This is a genomic window from Streptomyces sp. NPDC033270 (assembly GCF_055576575.1).
Genome location: NZ_JBVIRA010000014.1, coordinates 163,967 through 189,462, shown reverse-complemented (window position 1 = coordinate 189,462; position 25,496 = coordinate 163,967). Strand labels below are relative to the sequence as shown.

Below are 25,496 nucleotides of genomic sequence, written 5' to 3'. Positions count from 1 at the left end.
CGCGCCCCGGGGAACGGCGTGCGCGCCCCGTATCGCCGCGGCCGGCGCACTCCGGAGGGGCGACTCACCCGAAGGGACCGTTGACCCGCGCGGGCGGTTTGTCGCCCATGTGGGTGATCCGGTGAGCGCTGGGGTGAGACTTCCCACCGGAACGGCGGGCGGACGGTGCCGAATTGACGGCGCCGGGCTGGCATCCTGGGGCGCGGTGCGCAGTTCCGCGTGCGTGCGCCGTGCCGCTGCCCGTCTGTCCGGGCGGGCCGGTGGTCGCCCGGCCGCGTGCCAGAGCGTCCCGCAGCAGGGGGCCGACCTGCCGGTACGGCCCCTCCCGCCCCCACCCCCGACCCAGGAGCCCCGACCACGTGATCAGTACCCCGACCTCGACGCACGGGCTGTCGCCGCTGCGCACGGTCCAGGTGCTGGGGCACGGCAGCGCAGGCAGCGCGGCACATGTCCGCTCACTGGCCGACGGGCTGGTCGCGCGCGGCGTACGGGTGACCGTCTGCGCCACACCGGAAGCCGAGGCAGCCTACGACTTCACCGGCGCCGGGGCGCGGTACGTGCACGTTCCCCCGCGGACGGATCCCGCGAGTGTGGCGTTGCTGCGCAGCGCGTGCTGGGATGCCGACCTGGTCCATGCGCACGGCCTGCGGGCCGGTCTGCGCGCCTCGATGGCACTGCGCGGACTGCGCGGCCCCAGGGTAGGGCGACGGGTCCCCCTGGTCATCACCTGGCACACCAAGGCGCACACCGAGGGCGCGCGAGCCGGGCTGGTGCATCTGATGGAACGGCGGGTGGCGCGGGCCGCCGCCGTGGTCCTGGGCGCCTGCTCCGACCTCGTGGACCGGGCGCGCGAGCGGGGCGCCCGCGACGCACGGCTCGCGCCGGTCGCGATTCCACGTCCCCGGTCCGATGGCGCGCCGCCCGAGCCGGAGGACCACGACCGCACGCGCCACAAGGAGCGCGCAGAACTGGGCGCGGTGGACCGCCCGTTGCTCCTCGCGGTCGGCCGCCTCGACCACAGCCAGGGCCATGACCTGCTGCTGGACGCGGCGCACGCGTGGTGCGCGCTCGATCCGCAGCCGCTGGTGGCCATCGCCGGGGAGGGCGACCAACGGGCCGCGCTGCAGCGGCGGATCGACACCGAGCAGCTGCCCGTCCAACTACTGGGCCGCCGCGACGACGTGCCCGGACTGCTCGCCGCCGCCGACCTGGTGGTGCTGCCCAGCAGGTGGGAGGCGCGCTCGCTGATCGCCCAGGAGGCGCTGCGCGCCGGGGTGCCACTGGTCGCCACCGACACCGGGGGCACCCGGGAACTGGTCGGCCGGGCCGCGGAACTGGTCCGCTACGGGGACGCCAGCGCCATGGGCCGTTCCGTTCTCGCGCTGCTCGGCGATCCCGCGCGCCGGGACGCGCTCGCGGCCGCGGGCCGTCTCCAGGCGGCCGGCTGGCCGAGCGAGAACGACACCGTCGCCCAGGTACTCAGCGTCTACGACGAGTTGACGCAGCCGATCCAGCCGCTCTAGCGCCTGCCCGAGGGGGCAGGGTCGGAAAGGCTAGGCGCGCCTTCCCGGGACGTTCACGACGGGCAGCAGCACACCTGGGTGCCCCTCAGGCCTTGTCCGTATGGCGCCGGGCGCGCAGCGCCAGCCGCAGGCCCAGAACCGTCTGCGGATCGTCCAGTTCGGTGCCCAGTAGTTGGGCGATGCGGGCCAGTCGGTCGTACAGGGTCTGGCGGTTGACGTTGAGGTCGCGGGCGGTCTCGGCCTTGCGGCCGGCGCTGGCCAGATAGGCCTCCAGGGTGGGCAGCAGCGGCTGGCGGGCACCGCGGTCGTGGGCGAGCAGGGGACCGATGGCGCGCTCCACGAAGTCGGTGAGCACACCCTGCTCGCCGTGTTCGCGCATCCGCCACAGCAGCAGTTCGATGTCGAGCCGGCGGGCGTCGTACCAGGGCTGCTCCGGCAGGCCCTGGGCCGCGGCCGCGGCCTGTGCCGCATGGCGCAGGCCGGGACCCGCCGCCGCCCAGTCGCCCGCAGTGCCGACGACGACCACCGGGCGGTGCGCGGTCGGCCGGTCCAGGCCCGCGCGGACGACACCGGCCCGCAGCGCCTCGGCGATCCGGTCGGCGAGCGCCTCGCGATCCTGGCCGGCGCGCAGCGCCACGAGCACCGGGACCCTGCCCTCCACGGGACGTACCCCGAGGAGCACCGGCGCCCCCGGGGCGGCGAGCTCCTCACGCAGGGCCTGGGCGAGCAGCGCCCAGCTGCCGGGGGTGGGCAGGCCGGCGGGCAGCCGCATGACGACCGGGAGGACGGGGTCCGAGCCGGGGCGGAATCCCAGCAGGCGGGCCTGTGCGGGCGCCTCGGCCGCGGAGATCCGGCCCTCGGCCAGGTCGGCGAGGAAGTCGCCGCGTCCCCGGGCGGCGAGCACCTCCTCCTGGCGGGACTGGAGCATGACGACGGCGAGCAGGTCGGCGGCGCGCTCGGCGGCGATCCGGTGCACCGGCGCCACGGGGGCGTTGACGGGCAGCAGGACGAGACGGGCGCGGACCGCGTCGGGGCCGTGGCCGCCGCCGGGCACATCGATGCGTACGCCGCGCTCGCGCAGGCCCTCCCAGGCCAGCAGGGGGTCGGCGTCCGCGGGCCCGCTGCCCTCGGTGCCGGTCTCCGGGCCCGCCGCGTACAGCGGGCTGCCGTCGGGGGCCTCCAGACAGAGCGGGTTGCCGGTGAAGACGGCCAGCAGCCGCAGCACCTCCGGGGCGCCGCCCCCGCGCAGCAGGACGTCCGTACAGCGGCGCAGGATCTCGTCGGCGCGCCGCAGCAGCGCGTAGTGGCTGTTGATGATCTCGGTGTGGATCGCCTCGGTCACCGTGACGTACGGGACCTCGCGGTGCAGCTGGATCAGCGGCAGGCCGCAGTCCCGGGCGGCGTCGACCAGCGCCGAGGGCAGCGATTCGAAACGGGAGCCCAGCTCCACGACGAGAGCGGCGATCTCGCGGTCCGCGAGTTTGCGGATGAAGGCCCGCTGCTCGGAGGGCCGGGCGCCCAGCCCCAGGCCGGTGGTCAGCAGCAGCTCGCCGCCCTTGAGCAGCGAGGCGATATGCGGGACCTCGCCCGCGTGCACCCATCGCACCGCGCGGTCCAGGCGGTCCCCGCCGGCCAGCACCTCCGGCAGCCCGCGCCGCAGTGCGGGCAGCTCCAGCGCCCTGCGTACCGTGATCTCGGCTTCGATCTGTGCTTCCGGCCCCATGGCGAGGAACGCTACCCGTAGTCCGCTATCCGGAGTCGCACGGTACGGCGCGTGGGCGGGCGCCCGGCGGCGTTCCTCGACCCGGCCGGGGGTGGTCCGGCCGCTGCGTCCCGCCACTCACCCCTTCACCCCGTCACGTCGACTCCCGCACCACCAGCCGCGCCTCCGTGATCACCGGCGCCAGCTCCGCCACGCCCGCCCCCTCCGCACCCGCCGCACCTTCGACCCCACCCGCCCTGCGCGGGTCCAGCAGCCGCAGCAGCAACCGGGCCATCAGCCGCCCCATCTCCTCCACGTCCTGGCGGACCGTGGTCAGCGGGGGATCCGCCCAGGCCGCCGGCTCCAGGTCGTCGTAGCCGACCACGGCCACATCGTCGGGGACCCGCCGCCCGCGCGCCCGCAGCGTGCGCAGGGCGCCGTTCGCCATCAGGTCGGAGCAGACGAAGACGGCGTCCAGGTCCGGTGCCGCGTCGAGGAGCCGGGCCATGGCGCGTTCGCCGCCCTGCGCGGTGAACCCGCCGTCCGCGATCAGCCGGGGGTCCGGCTCCGGCGCGCCCAGCGCCTCCCGGTAGCCGTCGAGCCGGTCCAGCGCCGAGGTCTGGTCGAGCGGCCCGGTGATCACCGCGATCCGGCGGCGGCCGCGGTCGAGCAGATGGCGTACGGCCTGGCGGGCCCCGTCGCGGTTGTCGGTGTCGACGTACAGCGGCCCTGGCGCCCGGTCGGCGCCCGCCCAGCCGGGCCGGCCACCGTAGACGGTGGGCAGGCCGGCGCGCTCGGCCATGGCGGGCAGCGGGTCGTCGTGGTGCAGCGAGAACATCAGCGCGCCGTCGACATGGCCGGCCGACAGATAGCGGCCGATGCGGTCGTAGTCGGCGCGGTGCTCGACGAACATCAGCAGGAGCTGGGTGTCGGCGGCGGCCAGCGCGCGGCTGATGCCGCGAAGTTGGCGGCCGAAGAAGGGGTCGGTGAAGACCCGGGTCTCCGGCTCCGCGATGACCACGGCGACCGCGCCGGTGCGGCGGGTGACCAGCGTGCGGGCCGCGCTGTTCGGTACGTAGCCCAGCTCGCGCACCGCCTCTTGGACCCGCTCCTGGACCACCGCCCGTACGCCCGCACCGCCGTTGACGACGCGGGACACCGTCGCGCGGGAGACCCCGGCGCGCGCCGCGACCGCCTCCAGCGTCGGCCGTGGGCCGTTGGGCTCAGACACCATCGAACTCCTTTTTCCACGCGGTGACTTGACGGTGTGCCGTCGAGTCGGCAGGGTTCACAGCACACGATATGAGAGCGCTCTCACGCCGGGTACCCCCACGGAACTCCTCACGACCCCCCACTGTGCCGAGGAGAGAATGTCATGAGCATGAGAAAACGGTCCGGCATACGGGCCGGATACCTCACCAGAGCGGTGCTCCGCACCGCGAGCGCCGCACTCGTCACCACCTGTGCCCTCACCCTCCCGACGGCCTCCGCGGCGTCGGACCTGCCGTCCCGAGCCAAGGCCGAGGGCGCCCCCGCCCGCTTCGAGGAAGTCTGGCGTACGGACTTCGACGGCGCCGCCGGATCGCGCCCCTCCGCCGACGACTGGATCACCGACACCGGTACCGGTTACCCGGGCGGCCCGGCCAACTGGGGCACCGGCGAGCGCCAGACCTACACCGACCGCCCCGAGAACCTTCAGCTCGACGGCGCCGGCCACCTCAAGATCACCGCGCTGAAGGACGGCGCCACCTGGACCTCGGGCCGTATCGAGTCCCGGCGCAGCGACTTCGCCGCCCCGGCCGGCGGCAGGCTGCGGATCGAGGCGAGCATCCGGATGCCCGACGTCTCCGGTGCCGACGCGCTCGGCTACTGGCCGGCCTTCTGGACGCTGGGCGCCGACTACCGGGGCAACTACTGGAACTGGCCGGGCATCGGCGAGTTCGACATCATGGAGAACGTCAACGGGATCAACAAGGTCTGGGGCGTGCTGCACTGCGGCGTCAACCCCGGCGGGCCGTGCAACGAGACCCAGGGCAAGGGCAACTCCCGCGCCTGCCCGGACAGCGCCTGCCAGGCCGGCTTCCACACCTACGCGCTGGAGCTCGACCGCACCGACAGCGCCGCGGAGTCGCTGAACTGGTACGTCGACGGTCAGCGGTTCCACACCGTCGGCGCCTCCGAGCTGGGCGCCGACACCTGGGCCAAGGCCACCCACCACGGCCACTTCCTGCTGCTCAACCTCGCGATGGGCGGGGCCTTCCCGGACGGCGTCGCCGGCTCTGCCACCCCCACCGACGCCACCCGGCCCGGTGGCTCGCTCCTCGTCGACCATGTCGCCGTCTTTGTGCAGCCGTCCGCGAAGGCCCGTACGGGCCACGGGACCGCCGCCGCACCCGCCCCCGCCGACCGGCGCACCACCCCGCAAGGAGTCAGCTCGTGATCACTCGCCGCAGCCTGCTCGGCTCTCTCGCCGCCGGCGCCGCGACCGCCTCCGGATTCGCCCTGGCCGGCCGTGCGAGCGGCACCCCCGGAGTGGCCCGCAACGCCTCACGGGACATACGGACGGCCGCGACGGTCCCCCTGAATATCCTCAACAACTCGGGGGCCTACGGCAATTCCTCGGTCTGGATCTATATCGTCGGCAACGACGGGACCCAGCAGGTGCATGTCACCCCGGGCGGCGCGCTCAAGCCCGTCGCGCTGGCCGACAACGGTCCGGACGGCTTCACCGACTACGCCATACCGCTCGCCGCCGGCGGCACCACGACCCTCCAGCTGCCCCAGATGTCCGGCCGGATCTACACCGCGCTCGGCGGCAAGCTGAAGTTCAAGGCCGTCGAGGACGGCAACGGCAAGGCCGCGCTCGCCTATCCGGCGGGCTGGGTCTCCGGCGACCCCAACTACGACGTGCTGCACGACTGCGCGGAGTTCACCTACAACTCCGGCGGGATGTACTGCAACACCACCATGGTCGACATGTTCAGCGTCCCGCTGGCGATCAAGCTCTCCGGAGCCAAGGAGCAGACCACCGGCACGCTCAAGGACGGCGCCCGCGCCAAGATCTTCGCCGACGTCCGGGCCGCCGAAGGCTTCGACCGCCTGGTCATCGGCGACCGGCGGGTGATCGCCCCCGGCCACGGCCTGGACAGCGGGCTGTTCGCCGAGGACTACCTCGCCCCGGCCATCGACGAGGCCTGGTCCGCCTACGCGACCAAGGACCTGACCGTCACCACCAACGCGGGCGCCTTCACCGGCCGGGTCACCGGCGGCCGGCTCACCTTCAAGGTCCCCCAAGGCCTTGAGGGCCGGGGAGGTGCCCCCACCGGCACCGTCTCCTTCGACAAGCCGTCCACCCGCGACGTCCTCTTCTGCGACGGCACCCTCGCCGCCCCCAACGACGGCACCACCGGCCCGGTGGCCGCCGTCCTGGGCGCCGCCCTCAACCGCTCCACCCTGACCTCACACGCCGGCCAGCCCACCACCGACCCGGCCGCCTTCTACCAGCAGCGGCTGACCAACCACTACGCCAAGGCCATGCACGCCGCGACCCGGGACGGCAAGGCCTACGGCTTCGCCTTCGACGACGTCGCCGGCTTCGCCTCGTACATCGAGGACAGCGCCCCGAAGGAGATCACCCTCACGCTGACCCCCTTCTGACCCACACGTCGCGGCCGCCCCCGGAACCTGCCGGGGGCGGCCGCGAGGTGTCACATTTGCCCGGGCTAGCCCCCGTAGGCCCCGCTGGCCGTCAGCCGCAGCGCCGTGTCGATCAGCGGAACGTGGCTGAACGCCTGCGGGAAGTTGCCCACCTGGCGCTTGGCCCTGGGGTCCCACTCCTCCGCCAGCAGGCCCAGGTCGTTGCGGAGCGAGAGCAGCTTCTCGAAGAGCTTGCGGGCCTCGTCCACCCGGCCGATCATCGCCAGGTCGTCGGCGAGCCAGAACGAGCAGGCCAAAAACGCCCCCTCGTCGCCCTCCAGACCGTCCACGCCGACGCCCTCGCCGGCCGTCGGATAGCGCAGCACGAAGCCGTCCTCGGTGCCCAGCTCCCGCTGGATCGCCTCGATCGTGCCGATGACGCGCTTGTCGTCCGGGGGCAGGAAGCCCATCTGCGGGATCAGCAGCAGCGAGGCGTCCAGCTCCTGCGAGCCGTAGGACTGGGTGAAGGTGTTGCGCTCCTTGTCGTAACCCTTCTCGCAGACGTCCCGGTGGATCGTCTCGCGCAGGTCCTTCCAGCGCTCCAGTGGGCCGTCGACGTCACCGGACTCGATCAGCTTGACCGTGCGGTCGACCGCGACCCAGGTCATGACCTTGGAGTGCACGAAGTGCCGGCGCGGGCCGCGGACCTCCCAGATGCCCTCGTCCGGCTCGTCCCAGTGCTTCTCCACCCACTGGATCAGCTTGAGCTGGAGCAGCGAGGCGTAGTCGTTACGGGCCAGCCCCGTCATATGCGCCAGGTGCAGCGCCTCGGTGACCTCGCCGTAGACATCGAGCTGGAGCTGGCCGGCGGCGCCGTTGCCGACCCGCACCGGGCGTGAATTCTCGTACCCGGGAAGCCAGTTGAGCTCGTTCTCGCCCAGCTCCCGCTCGCCGGCGATGCCGTACATGATCTGCAGGTTGTCCGGGTCGCCGGCCACCGCGCGCAGCAGCCACTCCCGCCAGGCCCGCGCCTCTTCGCGGTAGCCGGTGCGCAGCAGGGAGGACAGGGTGATCGCCGCGTCCCGGAGCCAGGTGAAGCGGTAGTCCCAGTTGCGGACGCCGCCGAGGCACTCCGGCAGCGAGGTCGTCGGCGCCGCCACGATCCCGCCGGTCGGCGCGTACGTCAGCGCCTTCAGCGTGATCAGCGAGCGCACCACCGCGTCACGGTAGGGACCGTGGTACGTGCAGTGCTCGACCCACTCGCGCCAGAACTCCTCGGTGGCCTCCAGCGACCCCTCGGGGTCCGCGACGGCCGGCTGCTGGTGGTGCGAGGGCTGCCAGCTGATCGTGAACGCGATCCGCTCGCCCGGCGAGACGGTGAAGTCGGAGAAGGTCGTCAGGTCCTTGCCGTAGGTCTCCGCCTCGGTGTCCAGCCACACCGAGTCCGGGCCGGCGACCGCGACCGTACGGCCGTCGACCTTGTGCACCCACGGCACCACCCAGCCGTACGCGAACCGCATCCGCAGCTCCGAGCGCATCGGGACGCGTCCGCTGACGCCCTCCACGATGCGGATCACCTGCGGCGCGCCGTCGCGCGGCGGCATGAAGTCGATCACTCGGACGGTACCGCGCGGAGTGTCCCACTCGGATTCCAATACGAGTGAATCGCCGCGATAGCGCCGGCGGTCCGCCGGCCGCGGTTCGGCACCGTTGACCGGCCCGATCCGCCAGAAACCGTGCTCCTCTGTGCCCAGCAGTCCTGCGAAGACCGCCGGCGAGTCGAAGCGGGGCAGGCACAGCCAGTCGACCGTCCCGTCCCTGCACACTAGAGCGGCGGTCTGCATATCGCCGATAAGTGCGTAGTCCTCGATGCGCCCGGCCACGTGCATCTCCCGTCGAACTGGAGTCACGCCCCCCATGGGACGTTGTGAATCGGTCCGTCCTGCCCATGAAACGTCGCCGAGCAGCGGGACCGGAAATCGGGCGGGGGTGGTGCCTTCCCGGACGGCTCGTTGCGAGTGTCCGAGCAGGATACGACGCACGCGGGTGATCCGCGCGACGCTCGCGACGAGTGAGGTGCTCCGATCGGGTGGCCTCCGTCACGTGACACGGTCAAGGAGGCCCCGCGCACGATTGCCGCTGCGTGGCCGGGAGCGACCATGGCCGGTCGCTGATAGCCTGGTACCCCGTGGACCGGTGGGCACGAGAACCCCCGAACCGCAGCGACGGCACCCCTGAAAACTCCGGACGGCGCCGCCTCGCACCTCTCCACCTCGCGACCACGGGAGCTCCCTCTTGGCCATGCCGCCCAAATCCTCGACGACCAAGCACCTCTTCGTCACCGGGGGCGTCGCCTCCTCGCTGGGCAAGGGGCTCACGGCCTCCAGCCTGGGTGCCCTCCTGAAGGCGCGGGGCCTGCGGGTCACGATGCAGAAGCTCGACCCGTACCTGAACGTCGACCCCGGCACGATGAACCCGTTCCAGCACGGCGAGGTCTTCGTCACCAACGACGGTGCCGAGACCGACCTGGACATCGGTCACTACGAGCGGTTCCTCGACGTCGACCTCGACGGCTCGGCGAACGTCACCACCGGCCAGGTCTACAACACCGTGATCGCCAAGGAGCGCCGCGGTGAGTACCTCGGCGACACCGTGCAGGTCATCCCGCACATCACCAACGAGATCAAGCACCGCATCCGGCGGATGGCGACCGACGACGTCGACGTCGTGATCACCGAGGTCGGCGGCACGGTCGGCGACATCGAGTCGCTGCCGTTCCTGGAGACCGTCCGCCAGGTCCGCCACGAGGTCGGCCGGGACAACGTCTTCGTCGTGCACATCTCGCTGCTCCCCTACATCGGCCCGTCCGGTGAGCTGAAGACCAAGCCGACCCAGCACTCGGTCGCGGCGCTGCGCAACATCGGTATCCAGCCCGACGCGATCGTGCTGCGCGCCGACCGCGAGGTGCCCACCGCCATCAAGCGCAAGATCTCGCTGATGTGCGACGTGGACGAGGCCGCGGTGGTCGCCGCCATCGACGCCCCGTCGATCTACGACATCCCCAAGGTGCTGCACGCCGAGGGACTGGACGCCTACGTCGTGCGCAAGCTGGACCTGCCGTTCCGCGATGTGGACTGGACCCAGTGGGCGGACCTGCTCGACCGCGTCCACAACCCCGACCACGAGGTCAAGGTCGCGCTGGTCGGCAAGTACATCGACCTGCCCGACGCCTACCTCTCGGTCACCGAGGCGCTGCGGGCCGGCGGCTTCGCGAACAAGGCCCGGGTCAAGGTCAAGTGGGTCGCCTCCGACGACTGCAAGACCCCGGGCGGGGCCGCCGCCCAGCTCTCCGACTGCGACGCGATCTGCATCCCCGGCGGCTTCGGCGACCGCGGTGTGGACGGCAAGGTCGGCGCGATCACCTACGCCCGCGAGAACCGCGTCCCGCTGCTGGGCCTGTGCCTGGGCCTGCAGTGCGTGGTCATCGAGGCGGCCCGCAACCTGGCCGGTATCGAGGGTGCCAACTCCACCGAGTTCGACCCGGCCGCCGCCCACCCGGTGATCTCCACGATGGCCGAGCAGATGGACATCGTCGCAGGTGAGGGCGATATGGGCGGCACGATGCGGCTCGGTATGTACCCGGCCAAGCTGGCCGAGGGCTCGATCGTCCGCGAGGTCTACGGCGACCAGCCGTACGTCGAGGAGCGCCACCGCCACCGCTACGAGGTCAACAACACCTACCGCGGTGAGCTGGAGAAGAAGGCCGGGCTGCAGTTCTCCGGCACGTCGCCGGACAACAAGCTCGTCGAGTACGTCGAGTACCCGCGCGAGACGCACCCCTACCTCGTCGCCACCCAGGCGCACCCGGAGCTGCGCTCCCGCCCGACCCGCCCGCACCCGCTCTTCGCCGGGCTGGTGAAGGCCGCGGTCGCGCGGAAGACGGGCGCCGCGAAGTAAGCGGTCCAGCGGCGGATACGGTTGCCGGGGTACGGCCTCCCTCTGGAGGTCGTGCCCCGGTTTCTGCGTTGGTCGAGCTTGTGCACATACAGAGAGGACGTCGCGCCATGGCGATCAAGGACACCCCGGAGGAGTGGACGGTCACCGCGACCACGACGCCGTTCACCGGGAACAAGACCAGCGTGCGCACCGACGAGGTGGTCATGCCGGACGGCACCACGGTCACCCGCGACTACCAGGTCCACCCCGGTTCCGTGGCCGTACTCGCCCTCGACGGCGAGGGCCGGGTGCTGGTGCTGCGCCAGTACCGCCACCCCGTACGCCACAAGCTGTGGGAGATCCCCGCCGGGCTGCTCGACGTTCCCGGTGAGAACCCGCTGCACGCCGCGCAGCGCGAGCTGTACGAGGAGGCGCACGTCAAGGCCGAGGACTGGCGGGTGCTGACCGACGTCTACACCACGCCCGGCGGCTGCGACGAGGCGGTGCGGATCTTCCTGGCCCGCGATCTGTCCGAGGCCGAGGGGGAGCGGTTCGAGGTCTTTGAGGAGGAGGCCGACATGGAGCTGGCGCGGGTGCCGCGCGAGGAGCTGGTGCGCGGCGTGCTCGCCGGTGAGCTGCACAACACCTGCCTCGTGGTGGGGGTGCTGGCGCTGATCGCCGCCGAGGGCGGTGCGGGGCTCGACGCGCTGCGGCCGGCCGACGCGCCGTGGCCGGCCCGTCCCTTCGAGGCCTGAGCGCCGGGCCGCCCGACCCGGCGGCGTACCGGTCGGATGATCCGCCGATCCGATCGGGTGACCCAACCGACGTGCTCCGCACGGGACGTGACGGGGCGTGAACTACGCTCGACGGCGACCCCGTCCGCGCTCGCGGGCGGGCTCGTACGCGCAGGTGGACGGAGCGTGACCGGTGACGGATCAGGCGGTGGGCGGGGAGCACCTCCCGCCGGAGACGGCGGGCCTGCCCGCCGCGGCGGTACCGGGCCGGCCGGATGCCGGGCCCCGTCGGGACGAGGCCACCGCCCGCCCCGCCGTCCCGGCGCCCCACCCCAAGCCCGCCACCCCCTTCGAGCAGAGCGGACCCGCCGCCGCGCGGCCGGCCACGGGGTTCGCCGGCCGCCGCCGTGAGCTCAAGGAACTGCGCGCCGACATCGCCCGGGCCGGTCTGGACACCCTCTCCGGACGCAAGGGCCCGCGCAGCCGGGTGCTGCTGATCGCCGGACGCCCCGGCTCCGGCCGTACGGCGCTCGCCGAGGAACTGCTGCGCGAGCTGGCCGACGGCTACCCCGACGGGGTGCTGCGGGCGACGCTGACCGGGCCGGGCGCTCGGCCGGCCGACACCGGGCGCACCGCCCGCGACCTGCTGGCCGACCTCGGCGAGGACGCCCCGCCGGGCGCCGCGGACGACGAGCTGACCGAGCGGCTGCGCGGTGCGCTCGCCGGGCGCCGGGCACTGCTGTTCCTCGACGACGCCCCGGGCGCCGACGAGGTCGAGCCGCTGCTGCCGGACGCCCCGGACTGCCTGGTGCTGGTGGTCTCCCAGGGGCCGCTGACCGGCATTCCGGACGTCCGCCCGTGCGCCCTGGGTGGCCTGGACAGCGCGGCCTGCGTCGAGGTCCTCGCCCGCTACGCCGGACCGACCCGGATCACCGTCGACCCGCGGACCGCCGAGAGCGTCGCCGAGGTCTGCGGTGGCCAGCCCGCCGCGCTGGTCCTGGCCGGTGCCTGGCTCGCCGCCCGCCCCAAGTCCTCGGTCGCCGATCTGCGGCAGGCGCTGGACGCCGTCTGGCTGCCCGAGGACCTGCCCAGCGGCGCCCGCCCGCTGTTCCGCGCCTTCCACCTCGCCCACGCGGCGCTGCCGCCGCCCGCCGCGCGGATACTGCGGCTGATCACCCTGGCACCGGGCGGCCTCGTGGACGCGCAGATCGCCTCCGCGCTGGCCGGCTGCTCGGTGGCCGCGGCGGCCACGGCGCTGGGCGACCTCGCCGCGCTCGGCCTGCTGCGGCCGATTGCCGCCGGGGACGACGCGGACCCCGGCACCCGTACGCCCGACGCCGCGCTGCTCCCGCAGTACCGCCTCCCCGGCTGCCTCGATGAGCTGGTGCGCGCACTGCTCCGGGAGCACGAACGGCCGGCCGAGATCCAGCTGGCCCGCGCCCGGATGCTGGAGCGGACCGTACGGCTGCTGCAGTCGTGCCGGGCGATGGGCGAGCCGGACAACTCCCCCGCCCGCCAGCAGGTCGCCGGGCTGCCCCGCTCGCTCCGCTTCAGCTCCCCGAGCGCCGCCGCGCAGTGGCTGCGCAGCCGTCGCGGCGCGCTGCTCGACGCCGCCCGGATCGCCGTCGCGGACGGTGAACTGGACACCCTGGACCGGCGGTTGATGGCCGCGCTGACCAGGACGCTGCTCGCGCACCGGGGTGCGAAGGCCGCGGCGCCCGACCTCTATGCGCTGCACGGGCTCGTCCTGGAGGTCGCCGAGCGGCGCGGGCTGGCGCGCGAGAAGGCCGCCGCGCTGCTGAACCTCGCCGATCTGGACGGCCAGGCGGGCCGGCCCGCTCAGGCGGCCGCCCGCTACCGGGGCGCGCTGGAGGCGGCCCGTTCGGTGAAGGACCCGGTGGCCACCGTGCGGGCGCTGGAGTCGCTGGGGGACACCTACACCGAACTGGGCGACTGGCAGCGGGCCGCCGACTGGTTCGGGCGGGCGCTGGAGCTGCGGCTCGCCCGCGGCGAGGCCGGTGCGGCGGCGCGGCTGCACGGCCGGATCGGCGGTGTGTACGTCTGCGCGGGGCGGTGGGGCGAGGCGCTCAAGGAGTGGCGGGCGGCCGCCAGGACGCATCGCCGGCTCGGCGAGACGGCCGGCCAGGCGCGGGCGATGGGGGAGGTGGCCCGGGTCCAGGAGTGCGCGGGACGGCCCGAGGAGGCGTTGCGGACCTGCCTGGAGGCCCTCGAAACCGCCCGGAAAGCGGACGACGGACGGCTCCAGGCGACGCTCCAGCTGCGGATTGCGGACACCCTCGAACGGCTCGGAGACCCGGCAGCGGCAGGGGTCCATCGCGCCGTCGGGGAGCGTCTCCTCGAAGATCACCCGGAGTGACCTGCGAAATCGGTAGTGCCTCTGGCAGAAATTAATGCTTTGCAAGGCTAGACAAGAGCAGGTCCTTCAATAGACTGGCTGGGCCGCGTACGGCGCGGTCAGTTCCGTCATGCATCGCATGAGGGGATAATTCCTCCTGCACCCTCTCATTCAAGGACCGTGATCGACGTGAAGGTCGGCATCCCCCGCGAGGTTAAGAACAACGAGTTCCGCGTGGCCATCACGCCCGCCGGAGTCAACGAACTCGTCCGCCACGGCCACCAGGTCTTCATCGAGAAGGACGCCGGTCTCGGCTCGTCCATCACGAATGAGGAGTACGTCTCCGCCGGCGCCACCATCCTCGGCACCGCCGACGAGGTCTGGGGCACCGCCGACCTGCTGCTGAAGGTCAAGGAGCCGATCGCGGAGGAGTACCACCGCCTCCGCAAGGACCAGACGCTCTTCACCTACCTGCACCTGGCCGCCTCCAAGGAGTGCACGGACGCCCTGCTGGAGTCCGGCACCACCGCCATCGCCTACGAGACCGTCGAGACGGCCGGCCGCGCGCTGCCGCTGCTCGCCCCGATGTCCGAGGTCGCGGGTCGGATCGCCCCGCAGGTCGGCGCGTACCACCTGATGCGCCAGGCCGGCGGCCGCGGTGTGCTGCCCGGTGGTGTGCCCGGTGTCGCCGCCGGCAAGGCCGTCGTCATCGGCGGTGGCGTCTCCGGCTGGAACGCGGTGCAGATCGCCGTGGGTCTCGGCTTCCACGTCACCCTGCTCGACAAGGACATCAACAAGCTCCGCGAGGCCGACAAGATCTTCGGCACCAAGGTGCAGACGATCGTCTCCAACGCCTACGAGCTGGAGCGGGCCGTCGTCGAGGCCGACCTCGTCGTCGGTGCCGTCCTGATCCCCGGCGCCAAGGCCCCCAAGCTGGTCACCAACGAGCTCGTCGCCAAGATGAAGCCCGGAAGTGTCCTTGTCGACATCGCGATCGACCAGGGCGGTTGCTTCGAGGACTCCCGTCCCACCACGCACGCCGAGCCGACCTTCGAGGTCCACAACTCGGTCTTCTACTGCGTCGCCAACATGCCCGGCGCGGTGCCGAACACCTCCACCTACGCCCTCACCAACGCCACGCTGCCCTACATCGTGGAGCTGGCCAACCGCGGCTGGGCCGAGGCGCTGCGTCGTGACCCGGCGCTGGCCAAGGGCCTGAACACGCACGACGGCAAGGTGGTCTACCAGTCCGTCGCCGAGGCCCACGGTCTCGAGCACGTCGAGCTGCGCACCCTCCTCGGCTGAGGTCGCGTCAACGAAGCGTGTCAACGCTGCACATCCGGCCGGGCCTTGGCGACAGGGCCCGGCCGGTCGCATGTGTGCGCCGCGAGGTGGGCCGTTCCGGAACGTCGTCTCTCAACTCGCCGCGAACGTAACCCTTTAACCGATTCGCGTACCCCCGAAACATCGGTCCGATACTGCTTGCGCCCTTGACATCGGGGGGTCCGGTTACCGACACATCGTGCCGGGTCCGGTGGATTGTGTTGCTGCGGACGCCCGACACGCCATAGAGTCGCCAACCGTCGGCATGGTGCCACGCTGACCTATCGATAAAGTTTCCTGGTCACATCCAAGGAGGTAAGACGACTTGTGAATGAGTCGACATTTACTCCCGGAGGTGGTCACCCAGGAGCGGTTGCACGGGGCCAGGGTCCCTCGGGGCTCGAGGCTGTCGGCTCCGTCGCGGTCCACACCTTCGCAACGCACCAGAGCATTTCCACGACAGCCCACCAGAGTATGGACGGCCATCACGTGAACGCCATGGCCGGCGACCGGGGCAGTGGAGAACCCGCCCGTCTCGCCGACTACGACGACCTGCCCGAGGGGCACTTCTACGATCCGGACGCGGAGTACGAGCCGGACCCCGAATACGCCGCGACGCTCGCGCCGGACGCCGCGCGCCAGCGCCGCGAACGCGTCGGCCCGACCGGACGCCCGCTCCCCTACTTCCCCATCCCCGGCCCGCTCTCGGAGCACGGCCCGGCGAAAATCATCGCGATGTGCAACCAGAAGGGCGGGGTCGGCAAGACCACCTCGACCATCAACCTGGGTGCCGCACTCGCCGAATACGGACGACGGGTGCTGCTCGTCGACTTCGACCCGCAGGGTGCCCTGTCGGTCGGACTCGGCGTCAACCCGATGGAGCTCGACCTGACGGTCTACAACCTGCTCATGGAGCGGGGCATGTCGGCCGACGAGGTGCTCCTGAAGACCGCGGTCCCCAACATGGACCTGCTGCCCAGCAATATCGATTTGTCAGCGGCAGAGGTGCAGTTGGTCAGCGAGGTCGCCCGCGAGTCGACCCTGCAGCGCGCCCTGAAGCCGCTGCTGGCCGACTACGACTACATCGTGATCGACTGCCAGCCCTCCCTCGGTCTGCTCACCGTCAACGCGCTGACGGCGGCTCACAAGGTCATCGTGCCGCTGGAGTGCGAGTTCTTCGCGCTGCGCGGTGTCGCGCTGCTCACCGAGACGATCGAGAAGGTGCAGGAGCGGCTCAACCCCGAGCTGGAGCTGGACGGCATCCTGGCGACGATGTACGACTCCCGTACGGTGCACAGCCGCGAGGTGCTGGCGCGCGTCGTCGAGGCCTTCGACGACCACGTCTACCACACCGTCATCGGCCGTACGGTCCGCTTCCCCGAGACCACGGTCGCGGGCGAGCCGATCACCACGTACGCCTCCAACTCCGTCGGTGCCGCCGCCTATCGCCAGCTCGCCAGGGAGGTGCTCGCCCGGTGTCACGCCGAGTGAGTTTGCCGGGCGCCGACGAACTGTTCCGTACCACCGGGGGAGTGGGGCTGCAGCCCTCCAGCCCCCGTCGCACCACGAACGGTCCGGCGGCCGCGGCCAACGGCGAGGCGACCCGTGTGCCCGCGCCGGCCGGCGAGCCCGAACCGGCGTCGGAGACGCCGGAGGCGGCCACCGCCGTCCGGCAGCGGCGCCCCGGCAGCGGCGGCTCGGACACCCCGGCGACGGCCGGCGACGGCGGACCGGCCACCCCGCCCCGGGTGCCCGCGGTCGCCTCCCCGGCCGAGCACAGCGGCCGCGAGGCGGACGGTGACGGCGCCAAGGGCCACCGCGCCCAGGCGGGCCAGTCCGGCCCGTCGGGTCCGGACGCCGCCGCGGCCGCCGTACAGGCCGGCGGCCAGGGCCGCCGTCGCGGCGGCGGCCGCGGCGCCAACCGCCGCCCCAGCGGCCGGGAACGGCACGACGAGAAGATCACCGTCTATGTCTCCGCCGAGGAGCTCATGGACCTGGAACACGCCCGCCTGGTGCTGCGCGGCGAGCACGGCCTGGCCGTCGACCGCGGCCGGATCGTCCGCGAGGCGGTCGCCGTCGTCCTCGCCGACCTGGAGTCGCGGGGCGACGCCAGCATCCTGGTACGGCGGCTCCGCGGCCGCTGAGGCGGTACCCGGGCGGCGGCGCCGCGGTGCAAAAACGTCTCGCCGGGTGGGGCTCGGCCGCGTCGGGGCCGGTCGACGGCCCTTGCGCGGGCGACGCGGGATAGCCTGCCTTCTTCGCGGGTCATCCCGCGCGTGACCAGCCCGTCGCCCCCGGCACGGGACCGCAGCACCATGGACCGCGATGCCGACGACCAACGACGACACCCCCGCGCCCCGCGCCCGCAGACCTCTCGGGCGCGGGCCGGGTGCGGGGCCGGTGGCGGACGAAACACCTGTCGTCCACGAGACGCCGGTTTCGGACGAGGCGCCTGTGGCACCGGAGGCACCGGAGCCGGCGGCTGCGCCTGAGGCGGCGGACGAGTCCGAGGCGACGGCTGCGGAGCCGGCGGCCGCGCCGGAGCCGGTGGACGAGGCCGAGGCCGCCGGTGAGCCCCAGGAGGCGGCCGCCTCCGAGAAGGCTCCCCCTGAGGGCGGCGACACGACCTTCACCCTGCGCCTCGACAACTTCGAGGGCCCCTTCGACCTCCTGCTGCAGCTGATCTCCCGGCACAAGCTGGATGTCACCGAGGTCGCGCTGTCCAAGGTGACCGATGAGTTCATGGCGCACATCCGGGCCATGGGGCCGGACTGGGACCTGGATCAGACCACCGAGTTCCTCGTCGTCGCGGCGACGCTGCTGGATCTCAAGGCCGCCCGGCTGCTGCCCGCGGCCGAGGTGGAGGACGAGGCGGACCTCGCGCTCCTGGAGGCCCGTGACCTGCTCTTCGCCCGGCTGCTGCAGTACCGCGCCTACAAGCGCATCGCGGACATCTTCAGCGGCCGGCTGGCGGACGAGGCGCGCCGCCACCCCCGTACGGTCGGACTGGAGCCGCACCACGCCGAGCTGCTGCCCGAGGTCGTCATCAGCATCGGGGCCGAGGGCTTCGCCAGGCTCGCGGTCAAGGCGATGCAGCCCAAGGCCAAGCCGCAGGTCTACGTCGAGCACATCCACGCCCCGTTGGTGAGCGTGCGGGAGCAGGCCGCGGTGGTGATGGCGCGGCTGCGGGAGGCGGGCGAGACCACCTTCCAGGAACTGGTCGCGGACGCGCCGGACACCCTGACCGTCGTGGCGCGCTTCCTGGCCCTGCTGGAGCTCTACCGGGAGCGGGTGGTGATCCTGGACCAGGAGGAGGCCCTGGGGGCGCTGACGGTGCGCTGGACGGGCGCGCAGGGGGCCGAGCCGGTGGTCACGGACGAGTTCGACCAGGAACCGTCGCAGCGCGCCGTGGAGGCGGAGCGGGACGGGCGAGCGGAAGAGGAGCGGGCATGAGCGGCACGGCCGGTGGCGAGGCGTACGACATCACCGAGGCCGGTGCGGACGGCGGCGGCCGCGAGGCCGACTCCGCGGCGCCGACGGGGGCGCTGGGCGTCGCCGAGCTGGCGCTGAAGCCCGCGCTGGAGGCCGTCTTGATGGTCGTCGACGAGCCGGCGACCGAGGAGCACCTGGCCAGGGTGCTGCAGCGGACCCGGCGCGCGGTCGCGGTCGCGCTGCGCGAGCTGTCCGACGACTACGCCCGCGAGGGCCGCGGTTTCGACCTCCGCCTGGTGGCCGGCGGCTGGCGCTTCTACTCCCGTGCCGAGTACGCGGACGCGGTGGAGAGCTTCGTCCTGGACGGCCAGCAGGCCCGGCTCACGCAGGCCGCATTGGAGACTCTGGCCGTGGTCGCGTACCGTCAGCCGGTCAGCCGTTCCCGTGTCTCGGCCGTTCGCGGAGTCAACTGTGACGGTGTGATGCGCACGCTCCTCCAGCGCGGCCTGGTGGAGGAGGCGGGGACGGAACCTGAAACAGGTGCGATCCTGTACAGGACGACGAATTACTTTCTGGAGCGGATGGGCCTGCGTGGCCTGGACGAGCTCCCTGAGCTCGCACCGTTCCTCCCGGAGGCGGACGCGGTCGAGGGTGACTCCGCGGAAGGTATCCCGTCGTTCGACGTAGACGACAGCGGCGACTCTCAGACGGATCATTGATGCGAAGCAGCGGCAGGAACAACAGGGACAGCGGGCGCGGCAACTACCGCGGCGCGGGCAACAAGAAGGACGAGAAGCAGCAGCGCTCCGGCCGCCCCCGCCCTGAGGAGCGCCGCTACGACGTGGGCGGCACCGGTGGCACCGGTGGCGCCGGCGGGACCGGCGGCTCCTCGGAGCGGAAGGACGAGCGCCGGGGCGGCGGCAGCCGGGGCGCGGCGGCCCGCGGCGGCGCCAAGGGCGGCCCCCGTACGGGCGCCGCCTCCAAGGGAGCCCGTCCGGGCGGCAAGGGCGGCGGTCCCCAGCGCGGCCGCGGCCAGGGGCCCGCGCGGCCGCGCGAGTACGACGCCCAGGTCGAGGAGCGCAACCGCGCCCGGCACAACAAGCCGCAGGTCAAGACCCCCAAGACGTTCGGGGACCAGGAGGGCGAGCGGCTGCAGAAGGTGCTGGCCAGGGCCGGTATGGGCTCGCGGCGGGCCTGCGAGGAGCTGATCGACCAGGCGCGGGTCGAGGTCAACGGCCGCATCGTCACGGAGCAGGGCGTCCGGGTCGACCCGGAGAAGGACGAGATCAAGGTCGACGGCCTGACGGTCGCCACCCAGTCGTACCTCTTCTTCGCACTGAACAAGCCGGCCGGTGTCGTCTCCACGATGGAGGACCCGGACGGCCGCCAGTGCCTGGGCGACTACGTCACCAACCGCGAGACGCGGCTGTTCCACGTCGGCCGGCTGGACACCGAGACCGAGGGCATCATCCTGCTCACCAACCACGGTGAGCTGGCGCACCGCCTGACGCACCCGCGCTACGGCGTCAAGAAGACCTACCTGGCCGCCATCCAGGGCCCGCTCCCGCGCGACCTGGGCAAGCAGCTCAAGGACGGCATCCAGCTGGAGGACGGCTACGCCCGCGCCGACCACTTCCGCGTCGTGGAGAACACCGGCAAGAACTACCTCGTCGAGGTGAGCCTCCACGAGGGGCGCAAGCACATCGTGCGCCGGATGCTCGCCGAGGCCGGCTTCCCCGTCGACAAGCTGGTGCGGACGGCCTTCGGCCCGATCGCGCTGGGCGACCAGAAGTCGGGCTGGCTGCGCCGGATGACCAACACCGAGGTCGGCATGCTGATGCGCGAGGTGGAGCTGTAGCGGCTGTCGCCGCCGGGGTCCGCCACTGGGCCCCGCGGGCGACTCCCGGCGCGCTGATCGGGCTGGCGCTCGGTGACGCGCTCGGCTTTCCCACCGAGTTCCACGACGTGTCGGCCATCTTGGCCAAGTGCGGCCCGTGGCGGCGGATGGCGCTGCCCGACCCCGCATTCGTCACCGACGACACCCAGATGACGCTGGCACTGGGGCGCGGGCTGCGTACGGCCATGGCGGGCGGCGAGCCGGCCGCGGAGCGCCTCGTACGCCCGGTGCGCGAGGAGTACGTCGCCTGGTGGCGCTCGCCCGACAACAACCGGGCGCCGGGCGGCACCTGCCTGCGCGCCTGCGAGCTGCTCAGCGACCCGGACCGGCCATGGGCCGAGGCCAGTCAGATGGGGTCGAAGGGCTGCGGGGCCAACATGCGGGTCGCGCCGGTCGCCCTCGCGCCGGGACTGACTCCCGAGCAGCGCTCCGGCGCCGCCCAGCTGCAGTCGGCGCTGACCCACGGGCACCCCACCGCGCTCGCCGCGAGCGATCTGACCGCCCGCGCGGTGCGCGCCCTCGCGGACGGCGCCCGGCCCGCCGAGCTGCCCGGCCTGCTGCGCGCGTACGCCCACGGGCGGCGCACCGTCTACCGGGAGGACTGGCTCGGCGATCTGTGGCGGGGCGGCCAGGACGCGTCGCCGACCGCGTTCACCGCCCGCGGCTGGGACGAGTGCCTGGGCGTCCTGGACCGGCTGGAGGCGGCGCTCGCCGCACCGGACACCGAGGCCGATCCGTGCCTGGCCACCGGCGCCGGCTGGATCGCGGAGGAGGCGCTGGCCACCGGACTGCTGTGCTTCCTGCTCTTCCCCGACGAGCCGCTCACCGCGCTGCGCCGGGCCGCCTGTACCTCCGGCGACTCCGACTCGATCGCCTGCCTCACCGGGGCCTTCGCCGGTGCCCACCTCGGTGCCGGTGCCTGGCCTGAGGAGTGGGCCGCCCGGATCGAGTACCGCGATGAGCTGCTGGCACTCGGGGCGGCCTGGGACGCCTGAGACCCCGGGCCCGTCAGGCGGCCCCGGACGCCGAGGAAGCTCCTTGGCCAAGGGCCGAGGTCCGCCGGGCCCGGAACAGGAAATCGGCGACCCGGGCCCGGTCCGGCTCGGCCGGCAGCGGTGAGCCGGACACCGCCGCCTCGGCCTCCTCGGACAGCCGCGCCATCCGCCGCTCGACCACGTCCCAGGCCACCTCGCCGCGCCGGACCGCCAGCAGCTCCTCCCGTTCGTCGCCGACGTCCAGCGTCAGCGCGCCCGTACGGAGCAGATCCCGCGAGCAGGCCAGCAGACGCAGCAGGTGCATGGCGGGCTTCCAGCGGGGCGCGCCGTGCCGTTGCAGATCGGCCCGCAGCTGTTTGAGCTGCCCGGTGGCGTAGCCGGCGAAGGTGCGGTGGACCTGGCGGGACAGGAACGCCCCGCGCAGCGCGAGCAGCTCCCGTCCGGTGCCGTCGAGGCGCTCGACGAGGGGGGAGTGCAGGCACTCCAGGACGGTGGGGTTGGCGCGCAGCGCCAGCTGGCAGAAGCGTTCCAGCTCCCAGGAGAACTCCTCCTCGCGGGGCCCCTCCACATGGGTCGGCGGCTTCTCGAAGCCCCAGAAGAGCCTGGTCGGGGCGAGGTACACCCCGCGCCGGTCGGTGTCGCTGCTCGCGGTGGCCAGCCCGAAGGCGCGCGAGCCCATCACGCACGCGTAGATGGTGTGCTCGGCGACCAGGGAGTGGCCCGATTGGCCGGTGGCTGCGGACATGGCGGCGATTGTGACCGGGGAAGGGGCGATGTGTCACCAGGTTTGCGCGCCGGGCGCGGGGCCGGCACCCGGCCGATCACCGCCGGTGCGCGGCCGGTCGCCGCACTCGCGCGCCGCCCTCCCGGCCCGCTGTACGGTCACCCGTCGTGTACGGAATGTCAGTGCGGCTGGTTACGCTGATCAGTGCGTGCACAGGTGCGTGAACGCGGCACACGACGCAAGGGGAGCAGTGACGTGGCGGTACGAGCGGTCCGCGGGGCCGTCCAGCTGGAGCGGGACGACGCCGAGCATATGCAGGAGCAGGTCGGCGAGCTGCTCACCGCCGTTCTGGAGCGCAACGGGCTGCTCGTGGACGACCTGATCAGCGTGTGGTTCACCGCCACCCCGGATCTGCACAGCGACTTCCCGGCGGCCGCCGCACGCGCCCTGGGCATCACGGACGTCCCGCTGATCTGCGCCCAGGAGCTGGCCGTCACCGGCGCCATGGAGCGCGTGGTGCGGGTGCTCGCCCATGTCGAGACCGACCTGTCCAAGGCCGGGATCGCCCATGTCTACCTCGGCGCGGCCGCGGCGCTGCGAAAGGACATCGCGCAGTGAGGACCGCACTCGTCATCGGAACGGGCCTGATCGGCACGTCGGCCGCCCTCGCGCTCCACGCACGGGGCGTGCAGGTCTTCCTGGAGGACCACGACCAGGCCCAGGCCCTGACGGCCGCCGCGCTCGGCGCGGGTGTCGCCGAGGCGCCCGCGGGGCCGGTCGACCTGGCCATCGTGGCCGTGCCGCCGGCCCATGTCGCGGCGGCGCTGGCCGACGCCATACGGCGCGGCGTGGCCCGCGCGTACATCGACGTCGCCAGCGTCAAGGGCGGCCCGCGCCGCGAGCTGGAGGCGATGGGCTGCGATCTGACCGGCTACCTCGGCACGCACCCCATGGCCGGAAAGGAGCGCTCCGGTCCGCTGGCCGCCACCGCCGACCTCTTCGAGGGCCGCCCCTGGGTGCTCACCCCGACCCGCGACGGCGACACCGAGGTGCTCAACCTCGGCCTGGAGCTGGTCGCGCTGTGCCGGGCCGTCCCCGTGGTGATGGACGCGGACGCTCACGACCGCGCCGTGGCCCTGGTCTCGCACACCCCGCAGCTGCTCTCCAGCCTCGTCGCCGCCCGCCTCAAGGGCGCCGACGAGACCGCCGTCCGGCTGTGCGGCCAGGGCATCCGGGATGTGACGAGGATCGCGGCCTCCGATCCGGCGATGTGGATCGACATCCTGTCCGCCAACCCCGGCCCGGTCGCCGACGTGCTCGCCGAGATCGCCGCCGATCTGGACGCGACCGTACGGTCCCTGCGCGCCCTGGAGTCCGCCGACGAGGACAAGCGCGGCAGCGGTGCCGGCGGTATCGAGGACGTGCTGCGACGCGGCAACGCCGGGCGCGAGCGGGTCCCCGGCAAGCACGGCGCCGCCCCGGCCGTGTACGAGGTCGTCGCGGTCCACATCGGCGACCAGCCCGGCGAGCTGGCCCGGATCTTCGCCGACGCCGGCCGCGCCGGGGTCAACATCGAGGACGTCCGCATCGAGCACGCCACCGGTCAGCAGGCGGGCTTCATCCAGCTCATGGTCGAGCCGCAGGCGGTGCCGGGGCTGACCGCGGAGCTGCGGGAGCGGGGCTGGTCCATCCGGCAATGAGACCGTGGACGGCGCCGTGCGGGTGAGCCAGTAACCTTGTGCGAGGCCCTCATGGCCTTGGACCCCCGCCCCGTGTAACAAGAAAGGTGTTCGTCACCGTGGAAACCGCCGCTCGGACCGCCCCGGCTGCAGTGATTGTCGCCATCGACGGCCCCGCAGGCACGGGCAAGTCCAGCACGTCCAAGGCCGTCGCCGCCAAGCTGGGATTCGGCTACCTCGACACCGGTGCCCAGTACCGCGCGATCACCTGGTGGATGCTGAGCAACGGCATCGACGTCCAGGACGCGACCGCGGTGGCCGACGCCGCCGCCAAGCCCGTGATCGTCTCCGGCACCGACCCGGCCGCCCCGACCATCACGGTCGACGGTCTGGACGCCGCGGGCCCGATCCGCACCCAGGAGGTCACCGCCGCGGTCAGCGCCGTCAGCGCGGTCCCCGAGGTGCGGGCCCTGATCACCGACCTGCAGCGCTCCATCGCCGCCGCGGCGCCGCGCGGCATCGTCGTCGAGGGCCGGGACATCGGCATCACGGTTCTGCCGGACGCCGACCTCAAGATCTTCCTGACCGCCTCCCCCGAGGCCCGGGCGGCCCGCCGCAGCGGTGAGCTCAAGGGCAAGGAGGCCACCGACCTGGCCGCCACCCGCGAGGCGCTGATCAAGCGGGACGCCGCCGACTCCTCCCGCAAGACCTCCCCGCTGGCCAAGGCGGACGACGCGGTCGAGGTGGACACCACCGAGCTGACGCTGGAGCAGGTCATCGAGTGCGTGGTCACCCTCATTGAGGGCGTCAGCGCCGAAAAGGCGGGACTCGCGCGGTGACCGACCGGGGCGGGGCGCCGAGCGCAGCCGGCGCCGGGGCCGGGCAGCCGTCCGGCATCCCGAGCGCCGCGGGTGCCGTGGTCGGCCGGCGGATCGGCATCGGCCTGATGTACGGCCTGTGGCGACCGCGGGTGCTGGGCGCCTGGCGGGTGCCGTCGTCCGGCCCGGTGATCCTCGCCGTCAACCACTCGCACGGCATCGACGGCCCGATGCTGATGGGCACCGCGCCCCGGCCGGTGCACTTCCTGATCAAGAAGGAAGCCTTCGTCGGCCCGCTGGACCCGTTCCTGCGGGGCATCGGGCAGCTGAAGGTGGACCGCAGCACCGCCGACCGCAAGGCGATCACCGACGCGCTCGGGGTGCTGGAGCGCGGCGGGGTGCTGGGGATCTTCCCGGAAGGCACCCGCGGCGAGGGCGACTTCGCCTCCTTGCGGGCGGGCCTGGCGTACTTCGCGGTGCGCTCCGGGGCGCCGGTCGTGCCGGTGGCGGTGCTCGGCGGCAAGGAACGCCACAGCCGGTTGATGTCGGCGGTGCCGCCGCTGCGGGCCCGTATCGACGTCGTCTTCGGCGACGCCTTCGAGGCGGGCGACGGCACGGGGCGGCGCACCCGCAAGGCGCTCGACGAGGCGACGGTGCGCATCCAGGAGCGGCTCACCGCCCACCTGGCCGAGGCACGGCGCCTGACCGGGCGCTGACCCACACTTGAGTGGTGGACCGCGG

21 protein-coding genes are annotated in these 25,496 nt (G+C 73.0%); 17 read left to right on the top strand and 4 right to left on the bottom strand.

Annotated elements, in window-relative coordinates:
- Positions 1-359 precede the first annotated feature (359 nt).
- Complete coding sequence (locus tag ACZ5XZ_RS21060; RefSeq protein ID WP_468980139.1) at positions 360-1,523, top strand: glycosyltransferase family 4 protein; 1,164 nt, start codon at positions 360-362, stop codon at positions 1,521-1,523.
- A gap of 85 nt (positions 1,524-1,608) precedes the next feature.
- On the opposite strand, the gene ACZ5XZ_RS21055 is transcribed toward ACZ5XZ_RS21060, so the two are convergent.
- Both ACZ5XZ_RS21055 and ACZ5XZ_RS21050 read right to left on the bottom strand, forming a co-directional pair.
- Positions 1,609-3,246 (bottom strand): PucR family transcriptional regulator, encoded by a 1,638-nt coding sequence (locus ACZ5XZ_RS21055; protein ID WP_468980137.1) that lies wholly within the window; start codon positions 3,244-3,246, stop codon positions 1,609-1,611.
- A gap of 133 nt (positions 3,247-3,379) precedes the next feature.
- On the bottom strand, positions 3,380-4,459 hold the full coding sequence (locus tag ACZ5XZ_RS21050; RefSeq protein ID WP_468980135.1) for a LacI family DNA-binding transcriptional regulator: 1,080 nt from the start codon (positions 4,457-4,459) through the stop codon (positions 3,380-3,382).
- Between the two features lie 141 nt (positions 4,460-4,600).
- Between ACZ5XZ_RS21050 and ACZ5XZ_RS21045 the strand changes: the two genes are divergently transcribed.
- The gene (locus tag ACZ5XZ_RS21045; RefSeq protein WP_468980133.1) at positions 4,601-5,665 is read left to right on the top strand and encodes a glycoside hydrolase family 16 protein; all 1,065 of its coding nucleotides are present in this window, start codon (positions 4,601-4,603) and stop codon (positions 5,663-5,665) included.
- Positions 5,662-6,882 (top strand): beta-1,3-glucanase family protein, encoded by a 1,221-nt coding sequence (locus ACZ5XZ_RS21040; protein ID WP_468980131.1) that lies wholly within the window; start codon positions 5,662-5,664, stop codon positions 6,880-6,882. The genes ACZ5XZ_RS21045 and ACZ5XZ_RS21040 overlap by 4 nt, the downstream gene beginning before the upstream one ends.
- Before the next feature lie 65 nt (positions 6,883-6,947).
- Here the strand turns inward: ACZ5XZ_RS21040 and ACZ5XZ_RS21035 are convergent, their stop codons facing one another.
- A complete protein-coding gene (locus ACZ5XZ_RS21035) occupies positions 6,948-8,750 on the bottom strand; it encodes a glycoside hydrolase family 15 protein (RefSeq protein WP_384491422.1) in 1,803 nt (600 codons plus the stop codon).
- Between the two features lie 412 nt (positions 8,751-9,162).
- Between ACZ5XZ_RS21035 and ACZ5XZ_RS21030 the strand changes: the two genes are divergently transcribed.
- From ACZ5XZ_RS21030 to ACZ5XZ_RS20985, 10 genes are all read left to right on the top strand, one after another.
- Positions 9,163-10,818 (top strand): CTP synthase, encoded by a 1,656-nt coding sequence (locus tag ACZ5XZ_RS21030; protein WP_468980129.1) that lies wholly within the window; start codon positions 9,163-9,165, stop codon positions 10,816-10,818.
- A 107-nt stretch (positions 10,819-10,925) separates the two neighbouring features.
- Complete coding sequence (locus ACZ5XZ_RS21025; protein WP_468980126.1) at positions 10,926-11,552, top strand: NUDIX domain-containing protein; 627 nt, start codon at positions 10,926-10,928, stop codon at positions 11,550-11,552.
- Positions 11,553-11,724: 172 nt separating this feature from the next.
- Positions 11,725-13,908, top strand: coding sequence for a tetratricopeptide repeat protein (locus ACZ5XZ_RS21020; protein WP_468980124.1), 2,184 nt, complete (start codon positions 11,725-11,727; stop codon positions 13,906-13,908).
- A 168-nt stretch (positions 13,909-14,076) separates the two neighbouring features.
- The gene (ald, locus tag ACZ5XZ_RS21015; RefSeq protein WP_468980189.1) at positions 14,077-15,192 is read left to right on the top strand and encodes an alanine dehydrogenase; all 1,116 of its coding nucleotides are present in this window, start codon (positions 14,077-14,079) and stop codon (positions 15,190-15,192) included.
- Positions 15,193-15,684: 492 nt separating this feature from the next.
- Positions 15,685-16,701 carry a ParA family protein gene (locus tag ACZ5XZ_RS21010; protein ID WP_393494890.1) on the top strand — a complete coding sequence of 339 codons (1,017 nt, stop codon included), beginning with the start codon at positions 15,685-15,687 and terminating at the stop codon, positions 16,699-16,701.
- Positions 16,698-17,354, top strand: a complete 657-nt coding sequence (locus tag ACZ5XZ_RS21005) for a hypothetical protein (protein ID WP_468980186.1) — start codon at positions 16,698-16,700, stop codon at positions 17,352-17,354. The genes ACZ5XZ_RS21010 and ACZ5XZ_RS21005 overlap by 4 nt, the downstream gene beginning before the upstream one ends.
- A gap of 181 nt (positions 17,355-17,535) precedes the next feature.
- Positions 17,536-18,663 carry a segregation and condensation protein A gene (locus tag ACZ5XZ_RS21000; protein WP_468980121.1) on the top strand — a complete coding sequence of 376 codons (1,128 nt, stop codon included), beginning with the start codon at positions 17,536-17,538 and terminating at the stop codon, positions 18,661-18,663.
- The gene (gene scpB, locus ACZ5XZ_RS20995) at positions 18,660-19,361 is read left to right on the top strand and encodes an SMC-Scp complex subunit ScpB (RefSeq protein WP_468980120.1); all 702 of its coding nucleotides are present in this window, start codon (positions 18,660-18,662) and stop codon (positions 19,359-19,361) included. Before ACZ5XZ_RS21000 ends, scpB begins: the two co-directional genes overlap by 4 nt.
- Positions 19,361-20,500 carry a pseudouridine synthase gene (locus ACZ5XZ_RS20990; protein WP_468980118.1) on the top strand — a complete coding sequence of 380 codons (1,140 nt, stop codon included), beginning with the start codon at positions 19,361-19,363 and terminating at the stop codon, positions 20,498-20,500. Before scpB ends, ACZ5XZ_RS20990 begins: the two co-directional genes overlap by 1 nt.
- A 53-nt stretch (positions 20,501-20,553) precedes the next feature.
- On the top strand, positions 20,554-21,534 hold the full coding sequence (locus ACZ5XZ_RS20985; protein ID WP_468980184.1) for an ADP-ribosylglycohydrolase family protein: 981 nt from the start codon (positions 20,554-20,556) through the stop codon (positions 21,532-21,534).
- 13 nt (positions 21,535-21,547) lie between these two features.
- On the opposite strand, the gene ACZ5XZ_RS20980 is transcribed toward ACZ5XZ_RS20985, so the two are convergent.
- Positions 21,548-22,279: a nucleotidyltransferase domain-containing protein gene (locus ACZ5XZ_RS20980; protein WP_468980116.1), complete on the bottom strand. Its 732-nt coding sequence runs from the start codon at positions 22,277-22,279 to the stop codon at positions 21,548-21,550.
- 234 nt (positions 22,280-22,513) lie between these two features.
- On the opposite strand from ACZ5XZ_RS20980, the gene aroH reads away from it, so the two are divergent.
- The 4 genes from aroH to ACZ5XZ_RS20960 all read left to right on the top strand — a co-directional run bounded on the left by aroH (position 22,514) and on the right by ACZ5XZ_RS20960 (position 25,471).
- On the top strand, positions 22,514-22,876 hold the full coding sequence (gene aroH / locus ACZ5XZ_RS20975; RefSeq protein WP_468980114.1) for a chorismate mutase: 363 nt from the start codon (positions 22,514-22,516) through the stop codon (positions 22,874-22,876).
- Entirely contained in the window at positions 22,873-23,958 is a 1,086-nt protein-coding gene (locus tag ACZ5XZ_RS20970) for a prephenate dehydrogenase (RefSeq protein ID WP_468980113.1), read from the top strand. Before aroH ends, ACZ5XZ_RS20970 begins: the two co-directional genes overlap by 4 nt.
- 86 nt (positions 23,959-24,044) lie before the next feature.
- On the top strand, positions 24,045-24,776 hold the full coding sequence (gene cmk, locus ACZ5XZ_RS20965; RefSeq protein ID WP_468980110.1) for a (d)CMP kinase: 732 nt from the start codon (positions 24,045-24,047) through the stop codon (positions 24,774-24,776).
- A 107-nt stretch (positions 24,777-24,883) separates the two neighbouring features.
- Positions 24,884-25,471 (top strand): lysophospholipid acyltransferase family protein, encoded by a 588-nt coding sequence (locus tag ACZ5XZ_RS20960; protein WP_468980181.1) that lies wholly within the window; start codon positions 24,884-24,886, stop codon positions 25,469-25,471.
- The last annotated feature ends 25 nt before the right edge of the window (positions 25,472-25,496 follow it).